At 39.4% G+C, this 20,819-nt stretch carries 10 protein-coding genes; 2 read left to right on the top strand and 8 right to left on the bottom strand.

Features of this window, described 5'->3' with window-relative positions; all coding sequences use genetic code 11:
* The first annotated feature begins 196 nt into the window (after positions 1 to 196).
* Complete coding sequence (gene tyrR / locus HUS62_RS20215) at positions 197 to 1,753, top strand: transcriptional regulator TyrR (protein ID WP_175080929.1); 1,557 nt, start codon at positions 197 to 199, stop codon at positions 1,751 to 1,753.
* 66 nt (positions 1,754 to 1,819) lie between these two features.
* On the opposite strand, the gene HUS62_RS20220 is transcribed toward tyrR, so the two are convergent.
* The gene (locus HUS62_RS20220) at positions 1,820 to 2,308 is read right to left on the bottom strand and encodes a hypothetical protein (protein WP_175080930.1); all 489 of its coding nucleotides are present in this window, start codon (positions 2,306 to 2,308) and stop codon (positions 1,820 to 1,822) included.
* Between the two features lie 109 nt (positions 2,309 to 2,417).
* Between HUS62_RS20220 and HUS62_RS20225 the strand changes: the two genes are divergently transcribed.
* Positions 2,418 to 2,948 carry a thioesterase family protein gene (locus tag HUS62_RS20225; protein ID WP_054561929.1) on the top strand — a complete coding sequence of 177 codons (531 nt, stop codon included), beginning with the start codon at positions 2,418 to 2,420 and terminating at the stop codon, positions 2,946 to 2,948.
* 60 nt (positions 2,949 to 3,008) lie between these two features.
* Here the strand turns inward: HUS62_RS20225 and HUS62_RS20230 are convergent, their stop codons facing one another.
* The 7 genes from HUS62_RS20230 to HUS62_RS20260 all read right to left on the bottom strand — a co-directional run bounded on the left by HUS62_RS20230 (position 3,009) and on the right by HUS62_RS20260 (position 20,817).
* Positions 3,009 to 4,253 carry a DUF642 domain-containing protein gene (locus tag HUS62_RS20230; protein WP_175080931.1) on the bottom strand — a complete coding sequence of 415 codons (1,245 nt, stop codon included), beginning with the start codon at positions 4,251 to 4,253 and terminating at the stop codon, positions 3,009 to 3,011.
* A 246-nt stretch (positions 4,254 to 4,499) separates the two neighbouring features.
* Positions 4,500 to 8,579, bottom strand: a complete 4,080-nt coding sequence (locus HUS62_RS20235) for a poly-gamma-glutamate synthase PgsB (protein ID WP_175080932.1) — start codon at positions 8,577 to 8,579, stop codon at positions 4,500 to 4,502.
* Positions 8,569 to 12,843 (bottom strand): hypothetical protein, encoded by a 4,275-nt coding sequence (locus tag HUS62_RS20240; RefSeq protein ID WP_175080933.1) that lies wholly within the window; start codon positions 12,841 to 12,843, stop codon positions 8,569 to 8,571. The genes HUS62_RS20235 and HUS62_RS20240 overlap by 11 nt, the downstream gene beginning before the upstream one ends.
* A complete protein-coding gene (locus tag HUS62_RS20245; protein ID WP_175080934.1) occupies positions 12,828 to 13,571 on the bottom strand; it encodes a hypothetical protein in 744 nt (247 codons plus the stop codon). The genes HUS62_RS20240 and HUS62_RS20245 overlap by 16 nt, the downstream gene beginning before the upstream one ends.
* The gene (locus tag HUS62_RS20250) at positions 13,561 to 15,825 is read right to left on the bottom strand and encodes a hypothetical protein (protein ID WP_175080935.1); all 2,265 of its coding nucleotides are present in this window, start codon (positions 15,823 to 15,825) and stop codon (positions 13,561 to 13,563) included. The genes HUS62_RS20245 and HUS62_RS20250 overlap by 11 nt, the downstream gene beginning before the upstream one ends.
* Positions 15,812 to 18,925 (bottom strand): poly-gamma-glutamate biosynthesis protein PgsC/CapC, encoded by a 3,114-nt coding sequence (locus HUS62_RS20255; protein ID WP_175080936.1) that lies wholly within the window; start codon positions 18,923 to 18,925, stop codon positions 15,812 to 15,814. Before HUS62_RS20255 ends, HUS62_RS20250 begins: the two co-directional genes overlap by 14 nt.
* On the bottom strand, positions 18,925 to 20,817 hold the full coding sequence (locus HUS62_RS20260) for a hypothetical protein (RefSeq protein ID WP_175080937.1): 1,893 nt from the start codon (positions 20,815 to 20,817) through the stop codon (positions 18,925 to 18,927). The genes HUS62_RS20255 and HUS62_RS20260 overlap by 1 nt, the downstream gene beginning before the upstream one ends.
* Positions 20,818 to 20,819 lie beyond the last annotated feature (2 nt).

The following is a 20,819-nucleotide window of genomic DNA, read 5'->3' on the forward strand; positions in this document are numbered from 1 at the left end:
GCCAAGGTCGCCGAGAATGAAGATACGGTAATGATGTATATAAAAGGGCAGCCTTACATCCAATTAGATGGTGGAGAATGGACCAAGTACCCGACTAATTAAGTTATTTGTCCAAAATTGTTTACAATAGACTACCCAGCTGCAGGGAGTTAGCGTATTATTCTCATACTATAGGTTCCCGTTTTTTGAGGATGTAATGCGTTTAGATATCCACTGTGCTGACCGAATTGGTATCGCACAAGAGATTCTCAATATCTTGGTTAGTTACCAAGTTGATTTAAAAGGCATCGAGGTAGATTCGGTTAATTGTCGAATGTACGTGAGCTTTCCGCCTATTGAGTTTGAACAATTCCAAAAAATTATGCCATCTATCCGTTTGATAGATGGCGTGAAAGACGTTCGTACAACTGCATTTTTACCTTCTGAGCGAGAGCATAATGAGTTAAATACATTACTACGTGCATTGCCAGACGGGGTGATATCTATTGACGCTAAAGGCTGGGTGCGTTTATGTAATGATGCCGCGTGTCGCGACTTGCAATTATCTGAGAGCGAAGTGATTGGCGCTAACATTAATAATTTGCTTAAAGGCTTTAATTTTACGCGTTGGTTAGAAGGCAAAGAAGTACTTGGTCAAACAACCCGAGTTGAAGTAGCTGGCGAAGACTTTATTGCCGATATTCTACCTATTTCAGTACCCCAAGGTGTTGAAGGGGATGTGTTAGCCGGTGCAGTTATTAATATCAAATCACAAAGTCGACTAGGTCAACAAGTCAGTGCGTTTCGTCGTTATGGCCAAGAAAGTTTTGCAACCATACATAATTTTAGTACTGCAATGCGTCGTGTGGTCCGTGAAGCACGTAAAATGGCACAGCTTGAAGCGCCAATTCTTATTACTGGTGAAACCGGCACAGGTAAAGAGTTACTTGCTCGTGCTTGTCATTACGCATCAAACCGCTCAGTAAAACCGTTTATCGCTTTGTCGTGTGCTTCGTTGCCTGATGATGTCGCTGAGTCTGAACTATTTGGTTACGCAGGCTATGAAGAAAATGCGGCACCAAAACGCGGCGTTTTAGAGCAAGCTGATGGTGGCACAGTGTTTTTAGATGAAGTTGGTGAAATGTCGACTCAGCTACAAACTAAGCTACTACGTTTTTTACAAGACGGTACCTTCCGAAAAGTCGGTGATGAAAACGAAGTAAAAGTAAATGTGCGTATCGTTGCTGCAACACAAAAAGACTTACCCGCAATGGTGCAAGAGGGGACATTTAGAGAAGATCTCTATTACCGAATTAATGTTTTGACCTTAGAAATTGCGCCATTACGAGATAGAAAAGCTGATATTGGCCCGTTAGCAGAGCACTTTATTCAAAAGTATGCCCAGCAAAATGGTCATTCTGTGCCAGTGATGTCTGAAGATTGTTTGCGCTTTTTACAAGATTATCCATGGCCGGGCAACGTGCGCCAATTAGAAAATGCAATTTATCGTGCGGTATCTTTGTTAGATGATAACGAGTTGCGTATTGAGCACCTTCAGTTACCAACGTTTACCCATGATTTAGGTTATCTCGAGTCCGACTTTGAAGGAACCTTAGACCAAGCGGTAAAACGTTTTGAGGCGACTTTACTTCGTAAGCTTTATCCTGCTTATCCAAGCTCTCGTCAGCTCGCTAAGCGATTAGGTTTGAGCCACACGGCAGTAGCAAATAAGCTTCGAGATTACGGTATTAACCGTAAGACAGTGAAGGTTTAATTATATAGCTTAATTAAGCAAAAAAGGCTTAGGTAAAACCTAAGCCTTTTTCTTTTCGATTAAAAATTATTGTTTGGTACCCATATCTTTGGTGACACCATCGATAGCGATATTTTTAATACCCTCATCGTCGAACTTGATCACAATACTGATGTTATTACGGGCAAAAAAGTAATCGCGGTTATCTAGACTAATAATGTAATCACCTTTTACAGAATCGCTAAATTTACGCTTTTCGAGTTTCAAGGTGTGATCAGCAATTTGCCAGTTGAAGCCTTCAATAAAGCCATTATTGAATTCTTGTACCCATACTTGTTCCTCGTCTTTACTGAGCGTTATTGCCACAGAATATGATTCTGGTAGAGACATATCATAGCTTTTATCACCAATAGTGAACTTTTCAGCACCTTGTTGCCAAGCAAAACCAAATTTAAAGGCTTTCTCAACACCTGTTGGATACTTCAACGAGCCTTCACCAGGAAAGTTGAAGTCAGCAAATGCCGAGTTGGTGAATAAGCTTGCAGTGAACAAAGTTACCAAACTAAATAATTTCATTAGGTTATTCTTTTTTTATACTAATATATGCACAGATTAGAGCAGAATATTCGCCTTAGCAATATGCTGTGATACACTTTGTGTATTATCAACTGGTTAGACCTTTGCCGTGAACCTTTATTTTCGACTAATACTACTGTTTTTTAAAATTAAACGTAATCGTGATTATCAACAATTGTTAGACACGATTGATATTGAATTCAAAGCATTACCAACCGATTGCGATATTAACTTCCATCTGACTAATTCTCGCTACTTAGCAATGATGGACCTCGCCCGTACTTGGATGACTGAGCGAGTAGGCTTGTTAAAGCACATAATGAAGCGCCGCTGGTTCCCAATCGTTAATGCAACTGCAATTACCTATATTCGCGATATAAAGCCAATGCAAAAGTACACAGTTAGCACTCGCTTGGTTGGCTGGGATCATAAATACTTTTACATTGAGCAAAAATTTCATTCAGAAAGAGGTTTGCATGCAATTGCTTATGTGCGTGGTGTATTTAAACGCAAAAAAGGTGTAGTCAGCGTTGAAGAGATGCTTGAAGTTGCGGGCTTTAGCGGAGTTGCACCTATTTTGCCAGCAGAAGTGATGCACTGGAAAGAAATGTTAGAGCAAAAGAAGCTCACTAATAAGTGATACCTAAGATTAGCTAAAAAAATGCCAGCTAAGCTGGCATTTTATGGCTTTAAACACAGTTTACTCTGCTGCGCAAACTGCTTCACTAACAAACGTTAAGTCGTTTACGTGTTCTGGACCATCCATTACGAATGTCGCTTCAGCGGTGTTTTGATCTAAGGTGTAGATTTTTGCATTCTCGCCGCTTTCTCTACCTGAAATATAAATTGTACCGTCATCAGCAATCGCAATACCTGACGCCCAATTAACACCGTGCTCACCGATTTGAGTTAACTCAAGGCTGCCTTCATCTAATGTGTAAAGTGCTTTACCAGTTAATACGTAAAGTACATTGTAGTCACTTGAATAAGCGATGTCGCCGTCTGCAAATGTATCGCCTTCATACGATAGTTTACCTAATACCGTTTTTTCACCTGTAGTTAGGTCAAAATCATACATGTATGTTTTGCTAGTCGCACGTAAAGACAGACCATCCGCAGTCACTGTTGAGCGATAAATTGGGAATGATGTCGCATCTGCAACTTCAGCTTGCGTATCAGTGGCTAAATCTAAGCTATAGATTTTTGATGCTTTGCTGCTGCTATCAAGTTGCTCCATGAAGTACAGCATACCGTCTTTGCTAGCAATATTTGATGCTGTATTGTTAAGACCTGCAACTACAGTTACAGCGCTTGATTCTGGGTTAAAGTGATACACATAGCCTTCAGTCTCAGAACCAAAGTTATTAATACCATATAAACCGGTTACAACTGCACATGGTGCCGGAATTTCAGTCACTACGATGTTATCGATGAATGCACCTACTGAATCAGATGTCCCTGCGCCTGCAAAGCTTAACACTGAGCTTGCACTATCAGCTTCAACTGTAAAGCTGTATTTAGTCCAGCCTTGAGTGCTGCTATTTACAACAGCTAATGATTCACCATTCCATAAAACTTCTGCTTTATTCGTTTGTTCATTACCAACTACACGCGCTGAGTAATAAAAGCTTAATTCGTACTGATTACCAGCTGTCGTCGCAATTGCTTGCGAAATGCTGTAGTTGGCTGTTGAATCAAGTTCAATGTGCTTTTCACCATCTTGTGCAGGAATAATTCCAAGTTTATTGGTTTGAATTTCAAATTTAGCGTTAGTACTACGAGTCCAACCAGGTATTACATCAAATAACTGCCATTGACCATTGTGATCGGTCACTGTATCTGTATTTTCAAATGATCCGTTTTCTACTAAATTTGTGCCAGCCATTGCAATACCCGATGCAATAGCTAAAGGTAAAATTGCTAGTTTAGTAACCAAGCTTTTCATGACACTCTCCGTTATTTGGTTAACATAAAATTAATATTGAATAGTATAATTTTACTGCTTTAAATGGCTTTTGTTCAATTAAGGAACAAGCCGAATTTGCGGTGATTTTACATTTATTCGTTTAACTTTATGATTTATAAAAGCTTGTTTTTTGATCGGAAATTTCTGATTTTTCAAGATTTTTTTATAGCTCAAAAAAAACAAACCCGTAAGTATTGGGGTTTGGTTTTTGGTCTAATCCTAAAGTTAGTCTTGATTTGACTTGTTCGCGAACCATCCAGACTTTTGATTGCGACTAAGTTTACCGAGTAGCTTAATCGCTTTTTCTAAAGTGATACGCTGATCTGCAATATCACGATAAATTTGGTTTGCGCGCTTTTTCCGTTTTACTGCAGCACCGGCATCTAAAAATGATTCAATTAGTTGATTGAAGTATTTCACAAGTAAGGCTTGTTGTTGCTCCTGCTTTTGGTTTGATTCATCTTCTTCAAGTTTTTCTAACAGGCTAGATATTTCAGCCTGGCAAAACTCATTTTGCGCAAGGTGAGTTTTCTTTAAAGTTGCTAAATGTTGTTTCATATAGTCTATTTCAATGAGATTGAACGAAACAATCATATTTAAGTTTGTAAGTGCGGTACGAAACTCTTTAGCTGAACACTGTTCAGTAAATAAGTGGCGTATGGTTTGATGTATTTTCTGCCACTGTTGCCATGCGTACACGTAGTTTAAACCTGCACCTTTTATGTTTTGCATGCCTACAATAACCTGATGTGTATTTGGCAGAGCTAAATCGGCGGTTGAAATAGTAAGTTCATCGGCAGATAAATTGCTGTTTTCATGGACTGTTATTTTAGACTTAGTAATAGTTAATAGGCACTCTTTTATTTCATTTGCATTTTCAGCTATGTTTTCTTGTAAAGCAGCAAGCGCATTTCGTTGAAAGTGGTGGCGGAAATAACTCAAAATAACACCTACTTGTGAGTCTAAAATATCTCCGAGAATTTCTTTTACGCAGGCTTTATTGAGTGTCCCTTCACTCAGCGACATTAATTTATCTGCATTGGTTTGCCCATATGCATTGACAAAGCGGGCATGGAGCTGCTCTGCAGTAAATAAGTTCAGTTGTACCAATAGGCTTTCAAGTTCTTCAATATCATTATTTTCAATGAGCTTGTCAATTCGCTCTGTTAATGCATTAATAAAATAACTATAAAAGCCATCTACATTAGTACCTATTACTACAATTCGGTCAAACCTTAAGTCATGGCTCAAAATATTAGCGAATACTTTCGAGCGAGCGACACGATCATTACGGTTATTAATTAATGCAATGACTTGTGTCTTAGGGCAATCATTGAGCTCATAAAGGCTGAGTCTGCGCCAATTCTCAAGCGTTGCTAAGCGCTCATTTGCCGACATACTATTTACAAAAGACTGCTCTATAGAACCTATTGGTGCCCGAGGAAACTGTTGTAATACGCCGATATCAGGAATAATTTGCGCAGAGGTTTCTTTAAATACATAATCTTTGCTGAGGCCAATGTGTTTGGCCATTTTACAAACTAAAGCAATATTTGCAGGGTGCTCTTGATATGGATAAAGGGCTCGAATATCTTCGGTAATTTGTAGGCCGTCAGCCCAATGAACCTGAATTAAATTTGAATTCTTTTGCTTCGCATTCGCCTCAAGTATAGGGGCCATGTTTTGCTCGCTGGTGAATACTAAGCTGTTTTCATCAATAAAATGGCTTGTTTCATTAGCAACATCGATACCTGTTGGTCCTAAAATGTCTTCATGATCCGGGTAGGCGTTAGTGATAGTTGAAAAGCTATCTTGCATCCAGTTGCGCAAAATTCTGACATAACGCGGAGTTAACCCCATGCATTCCCATAAAAAAACATCCGCATTTACATTTTTGGCAAAGTGTAAAACGTCACTTTGTTCCCAAATGCTGGCTTTATCAAAGGGTCTAAATAGAGGGATTTCGAACTGTTCACCACTGGCTCTGGCATAGATCATGGTCGCTTCACAGCCTGTGGTTTTACTAACAACTTTTAACGTGAGGCTACTAAAAAGTGCAGCTTTTAAACGCTCAGTTCCTGACTTTCCTCGCGTTCCCCAACCACCAATTGAAACCGGAATATGTGCTCTGTCAGACTTTATTTGACGACTAATTTTCAAATGCCTTGCCCAAAAGTAGGCAATAAAGCTGAGCACAAAGAATATAAGCTGGCCTATGCTATTTTGGTAAATTGAATAAGCATACTCTTTAAAGCTTGACCATAGATTAAACAGAAATGGTGTAATTGCGAGTTTGTTATATAAACTACTGATACTTGTTTCTACTGGGAAGTTTGTATCAAGTACGCTACCATACGGTTGAAAATCAAGTGTAAACCCTTTACTTTTTAGTATCTCTAAAAACTGTTTTTGTTCAACTTCTGAGCCATTTCTCAGTTCGTTTAATTTTTCATAGTTAAACGATATCCAGCTATAGCAGTAAAGCCTTGCAAATAGGCTATTCGGTGGGGTCACTATGAGAATACCATCCGGTGTATAGGTTTTTGCTGGCGTTTTTAGGTTGTCTTGAGAAAGGCTGCTCAAAAGAAAGTCGAGTAATGGCAAGTGTTCACGAGCACTAAATTGCTGTTCATCAAAGCGTGGTTCGCCAGGGACTTCTGTTTGACTAATTTCAGCCACTGTACTACTAGGAATATGCATAAATGCACTTGGTTTTCTTGCATGCAAGTGGTTAAAACTCTGGCGTTTATCAGTACTCGGCGTTTTGAATTCATGCCAAAGTCGCCAAAAACGAAAGCCTCGCTTGTAGCCATATTGTACTTGCCATGACTTCTTGTGCGCACTGACATTGTAGGCTTCATAATTTTGCGCTTGATTACTTAATAACCTGCCAAGTAACTGCTCATTCCAATCAGCTAAATCTAGACTTTTGTGGGCACTCAGGTCAACTTCAAGTTGTGCTACTTGCTGCTGGTGCATAAAGCTTACAAGTTGCTCTCGTACACGGCTGATAATGCGGCGAATAGCGAGGCTTGGCTCATCTTCTAGACGCTGATTTAAAAATTCCACAAATGATTTAAATAAACTATTAGCTTGCTGCTCTGTATGGCAATCCACTTGCAGATTAAACATAATGCGAGGACTTAACTCGAGTAATAAGCGTTTTTCAGCAAAGCTAGCCGTTACTATTAATTGCTGTTGCCAAACTTTGAATCCTTGCTGATGCTCACTGAAACGTGGATCGGCTAATTGCTTAATCAGAGTTAACCTAACAGCTTGTTGAGTCTCATTTTGTAAGCCTTCTAAAATAAGCTGTTGCGAGCATGGCCATGGCAACACAGCACACTGCTCATAGACACTTTGCCTTACTCTTGGGTAGCGATGTTTGGCGAGTAAAAATAATAGTTTAATGTTAACCTCACTGAGGTTAAGCTGTTTGCTAAGGATGCCAGCAAAGGCACTGAGTAAAAATAACTGCCTTCGGTCAATTTGCTCATTTTCAGGTAGCTCTAAATCAATATGAGATCGCATATAGTAGCGTGTGAATGTTGGCCTTAAATTAATTAAAATTTCTAAGATATCGACTTTTGCAGCATGCGGGGTTGTTATTTTTTCAAGAGACTGTAGTAAGTTTTCTACTAATTCGGCATTAAACTCAGGATCATCTACATGTTCACTTATTAGCTGCACTTGATTTGCCAAAGCGCGAAAAATTGAGTTGCGAATGGCTTCATTGTCAGTTTTTTCTAATAACGACAAGAAGAAGCTTTCTAAATTTAGAGTCAGCCATGATTGCGTAATTTCGTCAGCGTGACTACGTAAATAGCGATTCGCTAAATCCCCAAGTTTACCAATTAAAAATTTCAGTGATTGTTCAAGCTCAGAGGTTTTATCTTGATAGCGATTAATCATCGCACCTTCATCAAACCAGCGCTGAAAAGCCTCTTGATCTTTTTTTAGCTGCAGTCGGTCTGCCCCTAAAATGTATGCGTAATCAAGAATGTGAAACTCACGTTCTGCTTTTAACTCTGCATGGCTCAAACGCTCTACAAAACGGCGATGGTCGGTATCAAGTTTAAGCAACTGATTCTGCAAGGTTTCAATCTTGTGAGTAAGGAAAGCAATCGCTTGTAATAAAAGCCAGTCATCTTCATCGTCGTCGTCAGGTTGATTTTTTATCAGCTCCCATTGGCTTAATTCATCAACAAGTTCATGATACTTCTGACGGTATAAGTCTAGCCAAAAACTAGCTATATCAGCAAATAGCAAGGTTTCTAGGCGTTGTTTAAGTTGTTTACTGCTCATAATCACTGTGCTCTAGCAAATGGTTAAGTTGAAGTGCAGGGAAAATAATTTCATCATGAGCAAAAGGTGCAAATCCGGTGTGCTGGTTATTACCTGATGAAAACTCGAGACTAATATTATGATTGTTCCAGACCCAGTCTTGCTGCCAGCTTAGTTTCAGCCAGCCATTTGTAAAACTGCCTAAATTGACTTGTTTTTGCCACGCAAAGCGAGTGATGTATTGCCATGTGGCTGTAGCTCTATGCTCATCAGCAAAGCGATAGTAGCTATCTAGACCAACTTGAAAAATGTGGCCACGATAATATTGGTTCCAACTTGAATTGAAACGTAAGTAGTCTAGGCTTATCCAGTCATCGTTAGAACCAGAGGAAACACCAAAATTAAGGTAGTTATCAACCCAAGGTTGATAACGGTACTGGTAATAACTCAACCAGCCAGATGCATGATTTTCACGGTAGAAGTTGAAAATGCTCGAGTTTAGTTGCTCATCTGCTAAGTAATCATCAAGGTCTGCGCTGCTATAGTGAATGTAAGGCGTTACTTGCCATTGGTGACGGTGCACAGTATCGCGCTGCCAAGACTGACCAATACTGATACTTGCATCTAATGCATACTGTAAGTCAAAACTATCATGGCTTGGCTGCCAACGTGAGTTGATTTGCGTGTCGATATACCATGGGCTGTTTTCATCTTGCCAAGAATGGTAACCATTTAGGGCAAAAATATCAGCCTGGCTATCGCTCATAGAGTAATAGCCCTCTAATTGATACCAGTGATTATCATCATTGAGGCGTAAGCGGGCACCTATATCTATTTCTTCACGGGCTGGTATATCTTCGGCACTTTGGAAAATTGTTTGTTGATCGTAGCGAATAAATCCCTGCCAATTTAATTCGTCACTATGTAGGTTTATCTGCTCATTGATAATAGAGGGCTTTTCTGGCGCTTGATAAGTGACCAGTTCAGGCAACAGGGTTTTTGCCTGTGAGTAAGGCGAAATTTTATTGCTTTGCTCACTTAGCTGCCAGCTATACAAACGAACGTATTGTAATTTATCTGCAGTCACTTCAACCTTACCCGCAGGGTGGAAGAAACGCCTTTCTGTTCGCTTAAATTCATTCATCTGTTCTAACTTAATGAGTCTGTCAGCAGATAATTTGGCCATTAAAGGCGTATCAGGTGTCACTGTGTAAAAGAGTAACGTTGTCGGCAGCTCTAGGTGTTGCCAGCGACCTATAACATATTGTTCAGCTTCAATTGTTAGGTGCTGCGATAGATACGGGTTCAGCCACCTGACAGAAATGATGTTGTTATCCAATTCACGTTTGTTAAATGTGAAAGGAATGCTTTGCTGCTCTGTGACTGACCAGATCTTTTGATCATTTGCTAATTGTAATGACAGGTTAGCAACATTTGCACGAGCCAATTCAGCAGTAGAAAAGTTAAATTTAAAGCGAATTTGTTGCCCTTCAGTTTGTGCTAAATCAATGTTTAATGTGTGAAATGGGCGCAGCAGTATGCCTTTATTGGAGCCTGCCTGTGTATTAAGCAATGTAAAACGATCTGCAAAGCTACTTTGTGCTGTACTTTGCATGTCAAATAATCGCGTACCAGCAAAGTCGAGCAAACTATCTAATGGCTGCCATTGACCATAACTTTCTATTCTGTTTTGTAAAAAGGTCGACTTAGAATCAGCACCTAAGGTTTCTAAGCGCTGAAGAAGTTGTGTGTATTGGTTATTGGTAAGGCGCTTTTTACTAAGTAAATAAAGCCCATTTAATAAAAGTTCGGCTTGTGTAGCGTCTGCAGAGTAGATAAGCGACATAATATCATTTGATGGGGATTTATTTGCGGCGTCAGACACATAATCGAACTGACTAAATAAAGAGTCTGGAATGAAGCTTACATCAAGATAACTCGTATGGTCAGCTGTTATTTTTAGCGCTTCACCAGCTTTAAGGCGAATTACTAGTGTGGCTGCAATTGAGGCAGCTTGTTGGTTTTTAACAAACAAAGTAGTTGCGGGTATATCACTAAAAATAGGCATGAGTTTATGCTGATATTGACTCTCAGCCATAAGCCAAGCGGTTTGGTACTCACCGTTCTGCTTGGCTGCTGTGCGAGCCTTAATAACTAAATTAATAGGTGTTTGGGCTGTAAAGTGCCATGGCATTGTTTGTGTGATGACAGTATTTTGAGATTTCCCCTGGCTGTTAATAAAGGTTTCTTGCATACCTGCTTTTACTAAATAACGCGCTTCATCAATCAAGGGAGGGGCACTGAGAGTTTGATAGTTAAGCGCTTTAAAGCTTTCAGACACTTTAGTTGGCACAGTTGATGAGTGAGCCAGCCACGCAGCCAAACGATGTTTTTGCTGTTTTACCGCTAAATTAATCAAAACTGGCGGGCACTCATTTATGCTTGTTAAGTTACCTGCACACAGTGCAAATAGTTTAATATCTTGACGTTCTGTTTGATAACTATCAATCAAGGCTTTTGCTGCAAATTGCTTCAGCTCTAATTGCTGTGTACTTTTGTATAGGCCTTCTAAATAACTATTGGCTAAGTGGAACTGTTGCTGTTTACGTAAAATTGCGACTCTAAGTTGCCAAGCTTGTATGGCAATCGTTGTATTCGCATTTTGGGTCAGAGGTTTTAAAAATGCTAAGGCATCGAGAGGGGCGCTATTAGCTAAGTCTTTCGCTGTTAATAATGATTGTTCGGCATTAAATGCAGAGACGTTTTTACGTGCTGGCGCGTAGGGCTCGATGGCCGCTAAATAATCAGCATGTTGTTTGTGTAGGTCATCTGCAATCAGTTTTGATATCGCAGGGCTTATATTCTTAGTATTAACTGCTTGTTGATATATCACTTCGTCGCTGGGCAGATCCGCAAGCGTTCTTGCATAGAGCGCAAACTCAACTTTATTTGATTGACTACTTAAGCTTTGAATTGTTAATGACTGACTGCTCAGTGGCACAGAGATAAATAATGTTTGAAAGTCATTTGTTGCTTTTAGGTTTACTAACCAACTATTTTCACCTGCAGATAGTTTCAATTGGCTGTCTTTAGTGCTCCTTGCAATTAAAGTTAACCAAGGTGTTGCACGTTTTTCACTGGATAAATCAAATAGCTGTGCAGATTGGCTTAAAGTGGCTATAAGGCGGAGCTGTTGATTTATACGTGGATAAAACTGATCGTCTACTAAGCGTTGCTCAGCGAGTTCAGTAACCATACTATTTTGAGACTCAACTGCGTTCAAAGTGCGATAACTACCCTTAAGCTGAGATTGCCCAGTCATCATAGATAGCAAGTTGGTACGGCGTTTTAGGGCAAGTGAGTTATTTGCTTTAAATACATCATCACTAAACACTTGCAATGAGTGGTCGCGATAAACCGCTGTAATGGCATCATCAGCGACTTGATACCAGTAGGGTAACAGTAATTTTTCTTGTTCTTTTTCTGCAGCATTATCGTCATAAATTGCGCGGTGACTTTGCTCCAGTTTGATAAATGTATCGGTTTTACTTTTTATCGTTAAGTATTGTCCGGCAGCGATAGCTAGGTACTCAGTATTTTCAAGGCCTAACGACTTTTCTTTATATTCTAATGCTTGGCTATTAATGGTATTGATTTTAGCAACCAATTGTTTATCGACATACGCATAAACAACACCTTTTTCATCAGGCTGTTGCATATTTTGGCGAACAGATAATTTAAGCTTTTTTGCTGCCGGGAAAAACAAGGTGACTTCGTCATCTTTGCTTAGTTGATAATAACGTTCAGTGCCATTGCGGTTTTTAGTTACAACTGAAGGCTTTGCAAGCGACAAAGCTCGTCTAAAGCTATCTACATCTTGTGGTATATGACCAATCATAGCGCTGAATGTGGCACGCTCATCTAGGTGATTTTGGATGGCGACAATTCGGTTATGGCCCAAAGCGGGGAGTTGGCATCGCTTCGTATCGCATAATAAATCGCGATGCACTTGTAGGCGTTGTTGTATGTATTGCGTATTCCCCGCACTAATAATGAATTTATTAAGAAGCTCAGGGTCAATGTCTAGCCAATGTCCTTTAGGAAGCCAAAGATAGCGATGTTGCTTGGCGCTAATGCTCATATCTTGGCTGGTGGTATAGGGCGCGAGCTTTGGCGAAGTTTGCAGCCAAATTGCGGGCTCAAGAACACCTCTATTTGTATCAACAGCGTATGCAGGCTGCATTGAAAGTAGCAGTAAAATAATTGCAATTATGAAATAAGGCATTGGTTAAACAACTTAAATAGCTGGTTATTAGAAACTAATCGCTCACGCAACTGGCGACTTAACTCGATATGGAAAAACTGACTGTTCTTAGGAGCCAGCGATGCAAGAATATTACTGGTGCCTCCAAGTTCTTTAACATCAAGGCCATAAACCATAGCTGTAATATCTAGCTGCTCATTTAAACAGGCTGTGATTGCAATCGTCCGCTTGCTAGGTATTGCATGACCATTACTTATAATTGCATCAGCTTTTTTACCCTCTGGAGTCTTCCTTTTTTCTTTTGCGTAACCATGGATCTGATAAATCGAAAATGACTCAACATGTTCAGAGTATGCAAGAATAAAGGCATTACTCGCGCTTGATTTATACTTACCAAAGTCAATAAGTTCTCCATGCTCATCACGGTCGTTGCGGTGTTTAGTGTTGCTTAAAAATACTTGGCAGTGTGCATATAGTCCCTTTGCAATAGTATGTGTGTGTTTGTCATAAAAGCGATGTGGTGCATAAGCAATGCACTTTTCACCTTGCTGTTTATAATGAATTTCACCACCGGAATTTAAAGCTTCATTTGCAAATAGAGCACCTTGGTTGGCATTAAAGTGTGTGGGAGTCTGTTGCGGATCAACAAGCCATAACTTTAAGCTCAAGGTAAGCTCATTTAAACTAGGTGTTGCGTGGCACGTAGATACAAAGAGCCAAACTATAATCATCATTATTTTAGTTTTCATGGTTCCACCACCTTACTTTTTGCTCCTGCAAAGGATATTCCTCAAGTATAGAAACCCACACCGTGTCAGTTGTTTGCAGTGTTAGGGAATGTAACTCAGCAATGTCATTAGTGATTGTTTGAGTAACGCTAGGATAGCTTGTTAACTGACTATTTTTGGGGTGAATTAAAAAAGCATCGAGTAATGCCGATTGATGTAGCATAAAGCGTTGTTTAGCGATGCTGTATTCACTGGTCAGCCCTGCTTTGTAGTCGGCATTTTGCGTAAGCGATAACTCCACAGGTTCGCTGCTATTTGCATGAAACACTTTAAATACTAAGCTCATAGGGCGCTGTTGCTTTGTGAAATCAAGTGTCAAAGGGGTATTTTTATCAAGCAGGTAAATACGTTGCTTTATCCATGGGCGATCTCCATACCAATTTTGGTAAATAGTTTTCGCCTGTGACTGTAATTGCTGTAATGCCTCGACCGATAGCTCAGACAACGCGACTTCTTTGCTGCTTTTGTTAGTTAAGCGATAAACTAAACTATTGTCCTCAGAATCGTCATAAGGAGAATAGTTATTTTTGTTATATAAGCCAAAGTTAAACACCTGCGGTGCTAACTCAGGCATAAAATAGCGATCAGGACTTAGCACTAAAGCGACATTTGATAATGGCAGCTTTGCAAAGAGCTCTTTAGATTGATAAAAAGTTGTCACTAAATCCGGCTCTTTCGGCGGAGTAAAAGTACGGATATTAGTAAAATGTGCTAGCTGCGTTAACTCATAATGATTTGCAGCTCTTTGTTCATACCAAGCGGCAATATCGTAAAAACCATTGATTGGCTCGGGTAGATATTGATGAGAAATTGTTCGTTGATAATTGAAATCTGCTAACCGAGATTTTAATCGAACGTAGACATCTTTTTCAGCGCTAATTTTCAGATGATGAGCATTATCTGGGGTACGTAAATAGTAACTATTGAGCATACCGACACGCTGTCTTTGAGTTGTATCGGTGATCAATCGGTCGAAGTCTGACACTTCACCTTTTAAAGTCACGGTGTAATCTTCTATTGCTAGGTTACGTTCATCATAAATAACCACGTTAAGCTGACTACTTTGCAATGCACGAACGTCAATATTGAGATTACTATTTGGCTCTATATCAAAATCTACACTGGCAAATTCATTCACCAAATAGCTGCCTGCATAACTCGTTAAAATTGGTGTGCTTGACGCTGTTCGCCAATTTGTCAGTAATGGCTCTTCACTACAAATGGTGACTAGGCCTGCATCAATAAGCTCTGTCTTATAGCTATTTTTGCTATCGGTTGGAGATACACTGATTGGTATTGGCGCCTTGAACTGATGCTTATCATACCAAGTTAGCGATGGTAATAGCTGCTCTGAGTTGACGGTGAAAATAAGGCTGTCAGTCACATCAAGTTTAATACTGGCACAGAGGCCAAGTTCAGTGTAATAAGCGCCTAAGTCATGCTGCTGCATGCTAAAGTCATAAGTAGTGACATTGTAAGGTAGCGTTTCATACAAAATGTCAGATTTAAAGTCGATACCAGGGATCCCTTGAGGTGCAATTTTTTGCCACCAAAATGCCATCGCATTACTAATTTCAGCGCTGGTTAGCGTGTTTTCACCCATAGTTAAATAGTCAGTGGCACGTCTTCGCCTTTCTAGAGGGCGTTTAAGCCAACTGTTGAGCGGGTCGATATTTTGTTCAGGGGTTTTTGCATGAACACGGACAACCACGCCTTGTAGTGATTTTTCTTCTGGGATCAGCGTTAAATCAAGGCTTTTGGCATTTGGATAATGAGTGATTGGCAAATAAAAAGACTGCCCAGAAGCAACGTTTAGTGATTGTTTATTCTCTATTATTTGTTTGATCTGTTGTTCTTCACTATTGTTAACTAGCTTTGAAGCGTGATGGTAAATTTTATCCAATATCACATCACCCTTATCATCATAAAGGACATATTTAATTGCGTAATTAACCGGTAATTCGAGAAACACTGATTGGTCAAACACGGCATTAGAGAGAATGCGTAATGAATGAGTTCGCTGATTAGAAAATGTAAATCGCAGTGGCTTTTCGCTACTTAACCACTGTACATTAGATCGCGTTTCGGTATTGCTACGTGCATCCACGGGCTCTGCTGAGTCTAGCCACACTAAAAAGCTGCGCCCTGCAAAAAATATAGCTAAAAGTAATGTCAAAATAAGTAATAGGGCGAATAAGCGTTTAATTAAATACACGCTGACCTCCTCCCATTAGCAGGTTAAATGCTTTTACATCAATTAGTTGATTGTTTGTCGGGTTATAGATAGCAAGGATGTTATTGTTCTGCTTTATCATTAGTGCGAATTTATCAAGGTGTTCCAGCTTGATGGTTTGTAAACTACAAGCGGGGATTTGGAAGCAAAAATCTCGCAATGATGTGAGACGCTGATTAGCGACATAGTTATTTACAAGGGTTTGTAGCTGTTGGTTCTTGTTAACATCCAACGGTTGCCAGTTAAATGGTGATAGAGTGGCAAGGTTTATTACCTTAACCTTAGAGTTACTCGAAATGGCTAATAAACGCTGTAATACACTACTTTGATCCATCGAAAACTGTTGTTTAAAGTCTGAAGCGAGCCACAAGGTTGCCAGCTCACTATTGGCATTAAACTGCTGGTAACCGGATTGCGGAGAGCTACCAATCTCGAGACCGCGAGTGGCTTGTTGCCCCATGACTGTTTGATAATTGACACCTAACGCATTGAATTCATTATCAATTTGCTTCATTAATGGAATCGCAGTATCGCTTATTTGTGTTGTTGAGAATGCGATTGCATTTGGACGTATCCATGAAGGTGCGCTATGGCTGCGAATTTGAATGTTCAAGCTAGGCTGGTTTTGTGTAAATCGTAAGAAGCTTTGGTGAATAATATTGAATAAAGAATCAACATTATCTGCAGCTAATACATTTGCTTGTGGATGTGCATAAGGGTGCGCTCCTGCAACGAGTAGGTTAGCAGCGTTCGACTTAGCAAATAACTCACTGGCAAAGCTTAACGTATTACTTTCAAATAAAGGTCTAGGGACACTTAAGGTAATTGCTTCGTGCTCGGTCAAATTAAATAGGAATATGCCTTGGCCTTGTTGTAATGCAGCAGGAGTATCTAGCGGGCTCAGCAGTAAATAACGGCCACTGTTGTTTTTCACAAGCCTTAATTGATAGCTCAAAAGCTGTGCGGTGCCATTAATTTGTTTTAGCTGATTTAGCATATCTTCAGTCAGCGCATCATTACCAATGCGAGCAATCAGCTTGTAAAGTGGCGTTAAGACTTCAAACTCCCAAAGTGCGACCTGACTATTAGAAAGTGGTTGATAGTCAAAACTGCCTTTTTTGCTTATGTGAGTCGAATAAATATCAACTATTTGATTAATTTCTTCATTTAATTCATTCAACTGTAGATTACTGTAATTGAAATTATCACTGTATATACTGGCTAAAATATTGGTGTAATTATCACCATCTAAAAACATTTCGAACATTGAACCAGAAAAGCTTGAAGAAGGTAGGCTGCTACTCGTTGCCGTGCCAAAATAGGTTGTTTCACTGCCGACAAAATCATGGAGCTCGCGTTGACTTACTGAGCTTGGTAATTGGTTATAGATCCAATATTGGCTGTTTGCATGTGTTGTTTTGTCTGAAAACAAAGTAGCAGTATGGCGGTTGGCCTCTCGAATTTGCAATATCTCTGTACTTTCTAATGCAGAGATAAACGCCTGATAAAATGGGCTTTGTTGATTTTCTTTCGCTAAGGTCTTTTGAGGCGTTTTACTTGTACCAAATACCAAAGCTTTACTTTGTAGCTGTTCGAAAATCAGGGCCGCAGAATCACTGGCTAAACTTTCAGTAATTGGAAATGGCACGGTGACTAATAAAGGGGTTTTAGGTTGTTTGTTTAAAACAAACAGTCCGCGTTGCCTATCTTCAATTGTATCAATCAGATAAATATAGTTTTCATCACCTTGCAGTAAAAAGCCAATGCTAGAAAATAAAGCTGAGAGCTCAGCGATATCTTGCTGTTTAATGATTGCCTTATTAAGCTGATAAACAGCATATTTAAATTCAGCAACGGCTTGATTTGCTTTATAACTACTTACACTAACTTTATTACTACGACTGGTATAAAGGTAACTTTTATACTGGCTAACTTGCTGATTAAGCGTAATAACATGCTGAATTTCAGTTTCGGGTTTAAGGTTCGGTTTAGATAGTATCGAAGGAATTAGCATAACAATAAAGCCAACGATAATGGCCAGTACACCACCCACTATTGAAGTTTGGAGTGTTGCTCTAACGACAAGACCTAACGCGTTTTTTTGATAAATCTTTAAAGCGAGTAAAGTCGCTAACATATAGCCAAACGCGAAAGTATCGGTCACTTTTATGGCAGGGAAATACCAGACCACTATGTAGTTAAGAATCAGTTTATAAATAAAGCCGATAGTGAAGAACAGCATCAATAATCTGGCACCTTCAATATTGGCGTGTCTAAGCCTAGTAAAGTGAATAAGTGACCCGCCAACGGCCAAAATAATGGCTGTTTCAGCAAATGAAGTTAGTAATTTACTCGGTTGAGTAAGTTGAAGGGCAAGAAGTGCTGGTAGCATGATACCGTTAAACTCCCAGCCGTACTTAATATTCGCCCGAGAGGCAAGAAAAGCGGTAATAACTAGGATGATATAGGCTTTGGGAGCCGCAATAATTGATGCTGCTACTGCTTCGTACATAATACCCAAGTTAGCAATACTAAAGTTTGTGAAAGGCATGAGCACAAAACGTACGAGAATAAAGGTAATAAGTAACTGAATAAAGGTTACTTTTAAGCCATATTTAAAGCCTCCGTTCCACATTACATTAGCTGTTAAAGCGATAATGATAAGACCAAGAGAGTAGAGCTGTGAAGCATAATCAAAGGTGATATCCCAGCGACTTAATTGGTTTGCAATTAACGGCCAAAACAAGGTATCCATACATACTCTAACTAGGATACTTATCAATATGATGGCAAAAAAACGATCACGACCAAACATTTGGCTATAGCCAAATTTTTCCATCATATAATGTGCGCTGAAACGCATTAAGGCATATACAACAATAGCTTCAATGATAATAACTGCCGCAGAGGTTGGACTAATTATTAACAAAGGAACGATATAACCGGGTACTACAAGGCCTGTTAATGGAAAGCCGAAGCGCAAGTTAAGTAAGCATACAACTGCAGTGCCTACCCAAACTGTTGTAATAACAGATTGACCAAGGCCACTACCTGCAGGGAAGAGTGCTAACACAAAATCCATTAACCTTGCCCCTCATTACGAGCTACATGATTATCGATAAATTCAAATAATATACCTGATACTTGAAAAGGCTCACCGGATGCCGCTTGTGAGCTGTCAGTGTGTAGGGCTTTAATATTTAAGGTATAGTCTTGTTCGCCAAACTTAGCTGGTAAGGCTACTTCTGCTTTGTTTAGAGTGATATAACGCAATTTCCCTTTAGCAATTTCAGCGTCTAAATCACAGCTCTTGCAAAGTAGGTCTAGTGCCGTCATTTCAAAAATCGCAAGTTGGTGCTGCTTGGCAAATTGTTCAAGGGATGCGTTTGTTTGAATTACTTGACCAAACAAATTAAATAAAACAGTGGCAGAGCGGGTATGATTAAATACCATTTCTAAGGTTGTTAGCTTTTGCTCCATTTCATTAATAGATTGTTTAACCTGCTCACTAATCGGCTCATGTAGCTTTAAGGTTAGTAATTGATTTAATAAGCTATTGTTACTCGCTTGAGTCGTTTTAAATATATGATAATGGAAAAGCAATTCAGCAACTTGAGCTGCGAATTTATTGACGTTTTTTTCAAACGCTTGCTGATTGAAGTATTTGTTAGGGATAACAGATAGTGCCCAAAAGCCGCGGACGTCACCGGCATAAACCAAGGGCGCCATAAATTCGATTTCACCTTCTTTAATATGTGTAAAGAAGGGGCGGGTAATTTGTACAACCCCTAATGATTTTAACGCTTTGCTGTAAGGAGTGCGCTTGTAATCACGGCGCATCTCTTGAATATCATCTAAATTACAATTAATCGCACGAATTTCAACAACACGATGATCGTCTTCTTTTCGAGCAAGGAATATTGATTTTTCTAAGTCTAGCTGCTGGCTAATTAATTGAATGATTGGATCCCACGGCGAGGCTTGCTCAATAAAGCTTTGTGGGATAAAACGGCCCATCATTTTTTGCTGAATATTGTTCACAACAGTGTTCAGCTCGTTATCTTCAGACATCTTTCGAACGACAATTACCCAAAATAAGGTGATAAATGTCAATACTATGTATTGTCCGATTGGGATGAAAAGTTGATTAAATTCTATGAAAAAATAGCCCAATAAGCACCATAGCAGCACACTATTTAAGGCAATAATAAAAGAATATATGAGCGACAGTTTTTGAAAGCTAAAAAGCAGTACAAAAACAAGCGCAAGCTCAATAAAAATAGTCAGTAAGCTATTTAGTTGTTTTACAGTCGTTTGTTTATCAATACTGTCAGCGAGATAGGCCATCAGTAATAAAGGATCATTTAAGCCGTCGACTTTTGGGGCGTGAATAAAGACATTAAAAGCGGCAGCTTTTTGACCAATGATAATAATCTTATTTTCAAGTTGCTCACTCATTACGTCAACATTTAGCACCCGTTCAGCACTAAATTTTGGCAGCGCAGTGACAGCTAAATCAAAGTCAATAAGTTGTACGTGTTCTGCATCATAATTAAATATCTGCTGCCAAATACTTTTGCATTCAAGCTCATTTGATTGAGGAATGCGCATTTGGTAAGTAGCCCAATTATCAATTTGTGGTACGCAATATTCTCCCTCAGCGTATGGGTAGTAGACATTGTCTAGTTTTGGTGCGACTAACGATTCATTAGCCAGCACTACAATCGCACGAGGCTGATATTCAAACAATTTTTCAACGAGTTGCTGGTGGTTGTCTGTTAAGCGGTCGCTGGTAATAAGTACAACATTAGTTTGTTGAGTGTGACTTAGTGACTCTAAATTTTGATAGAAAAAAGCATTGCTCGCCTGAAAGAGGTTGAACATATTACTTAACAAGACCACGCAAAATAAGCTTAAAGTAAGCCAAAATGCGCGCAAGTTTTTTAAACGCAACAATTGTTGAACAGCAGACACAT

This window comes from Pseudoalteromonas sp. 0303, from assembly GCF_013349995.1.
GTDB lineage: Bacteria > Pseudomonadota > Gammaproteobacteria > Enterobacterales > Alteromonadaceae > Pseudoalteromonas.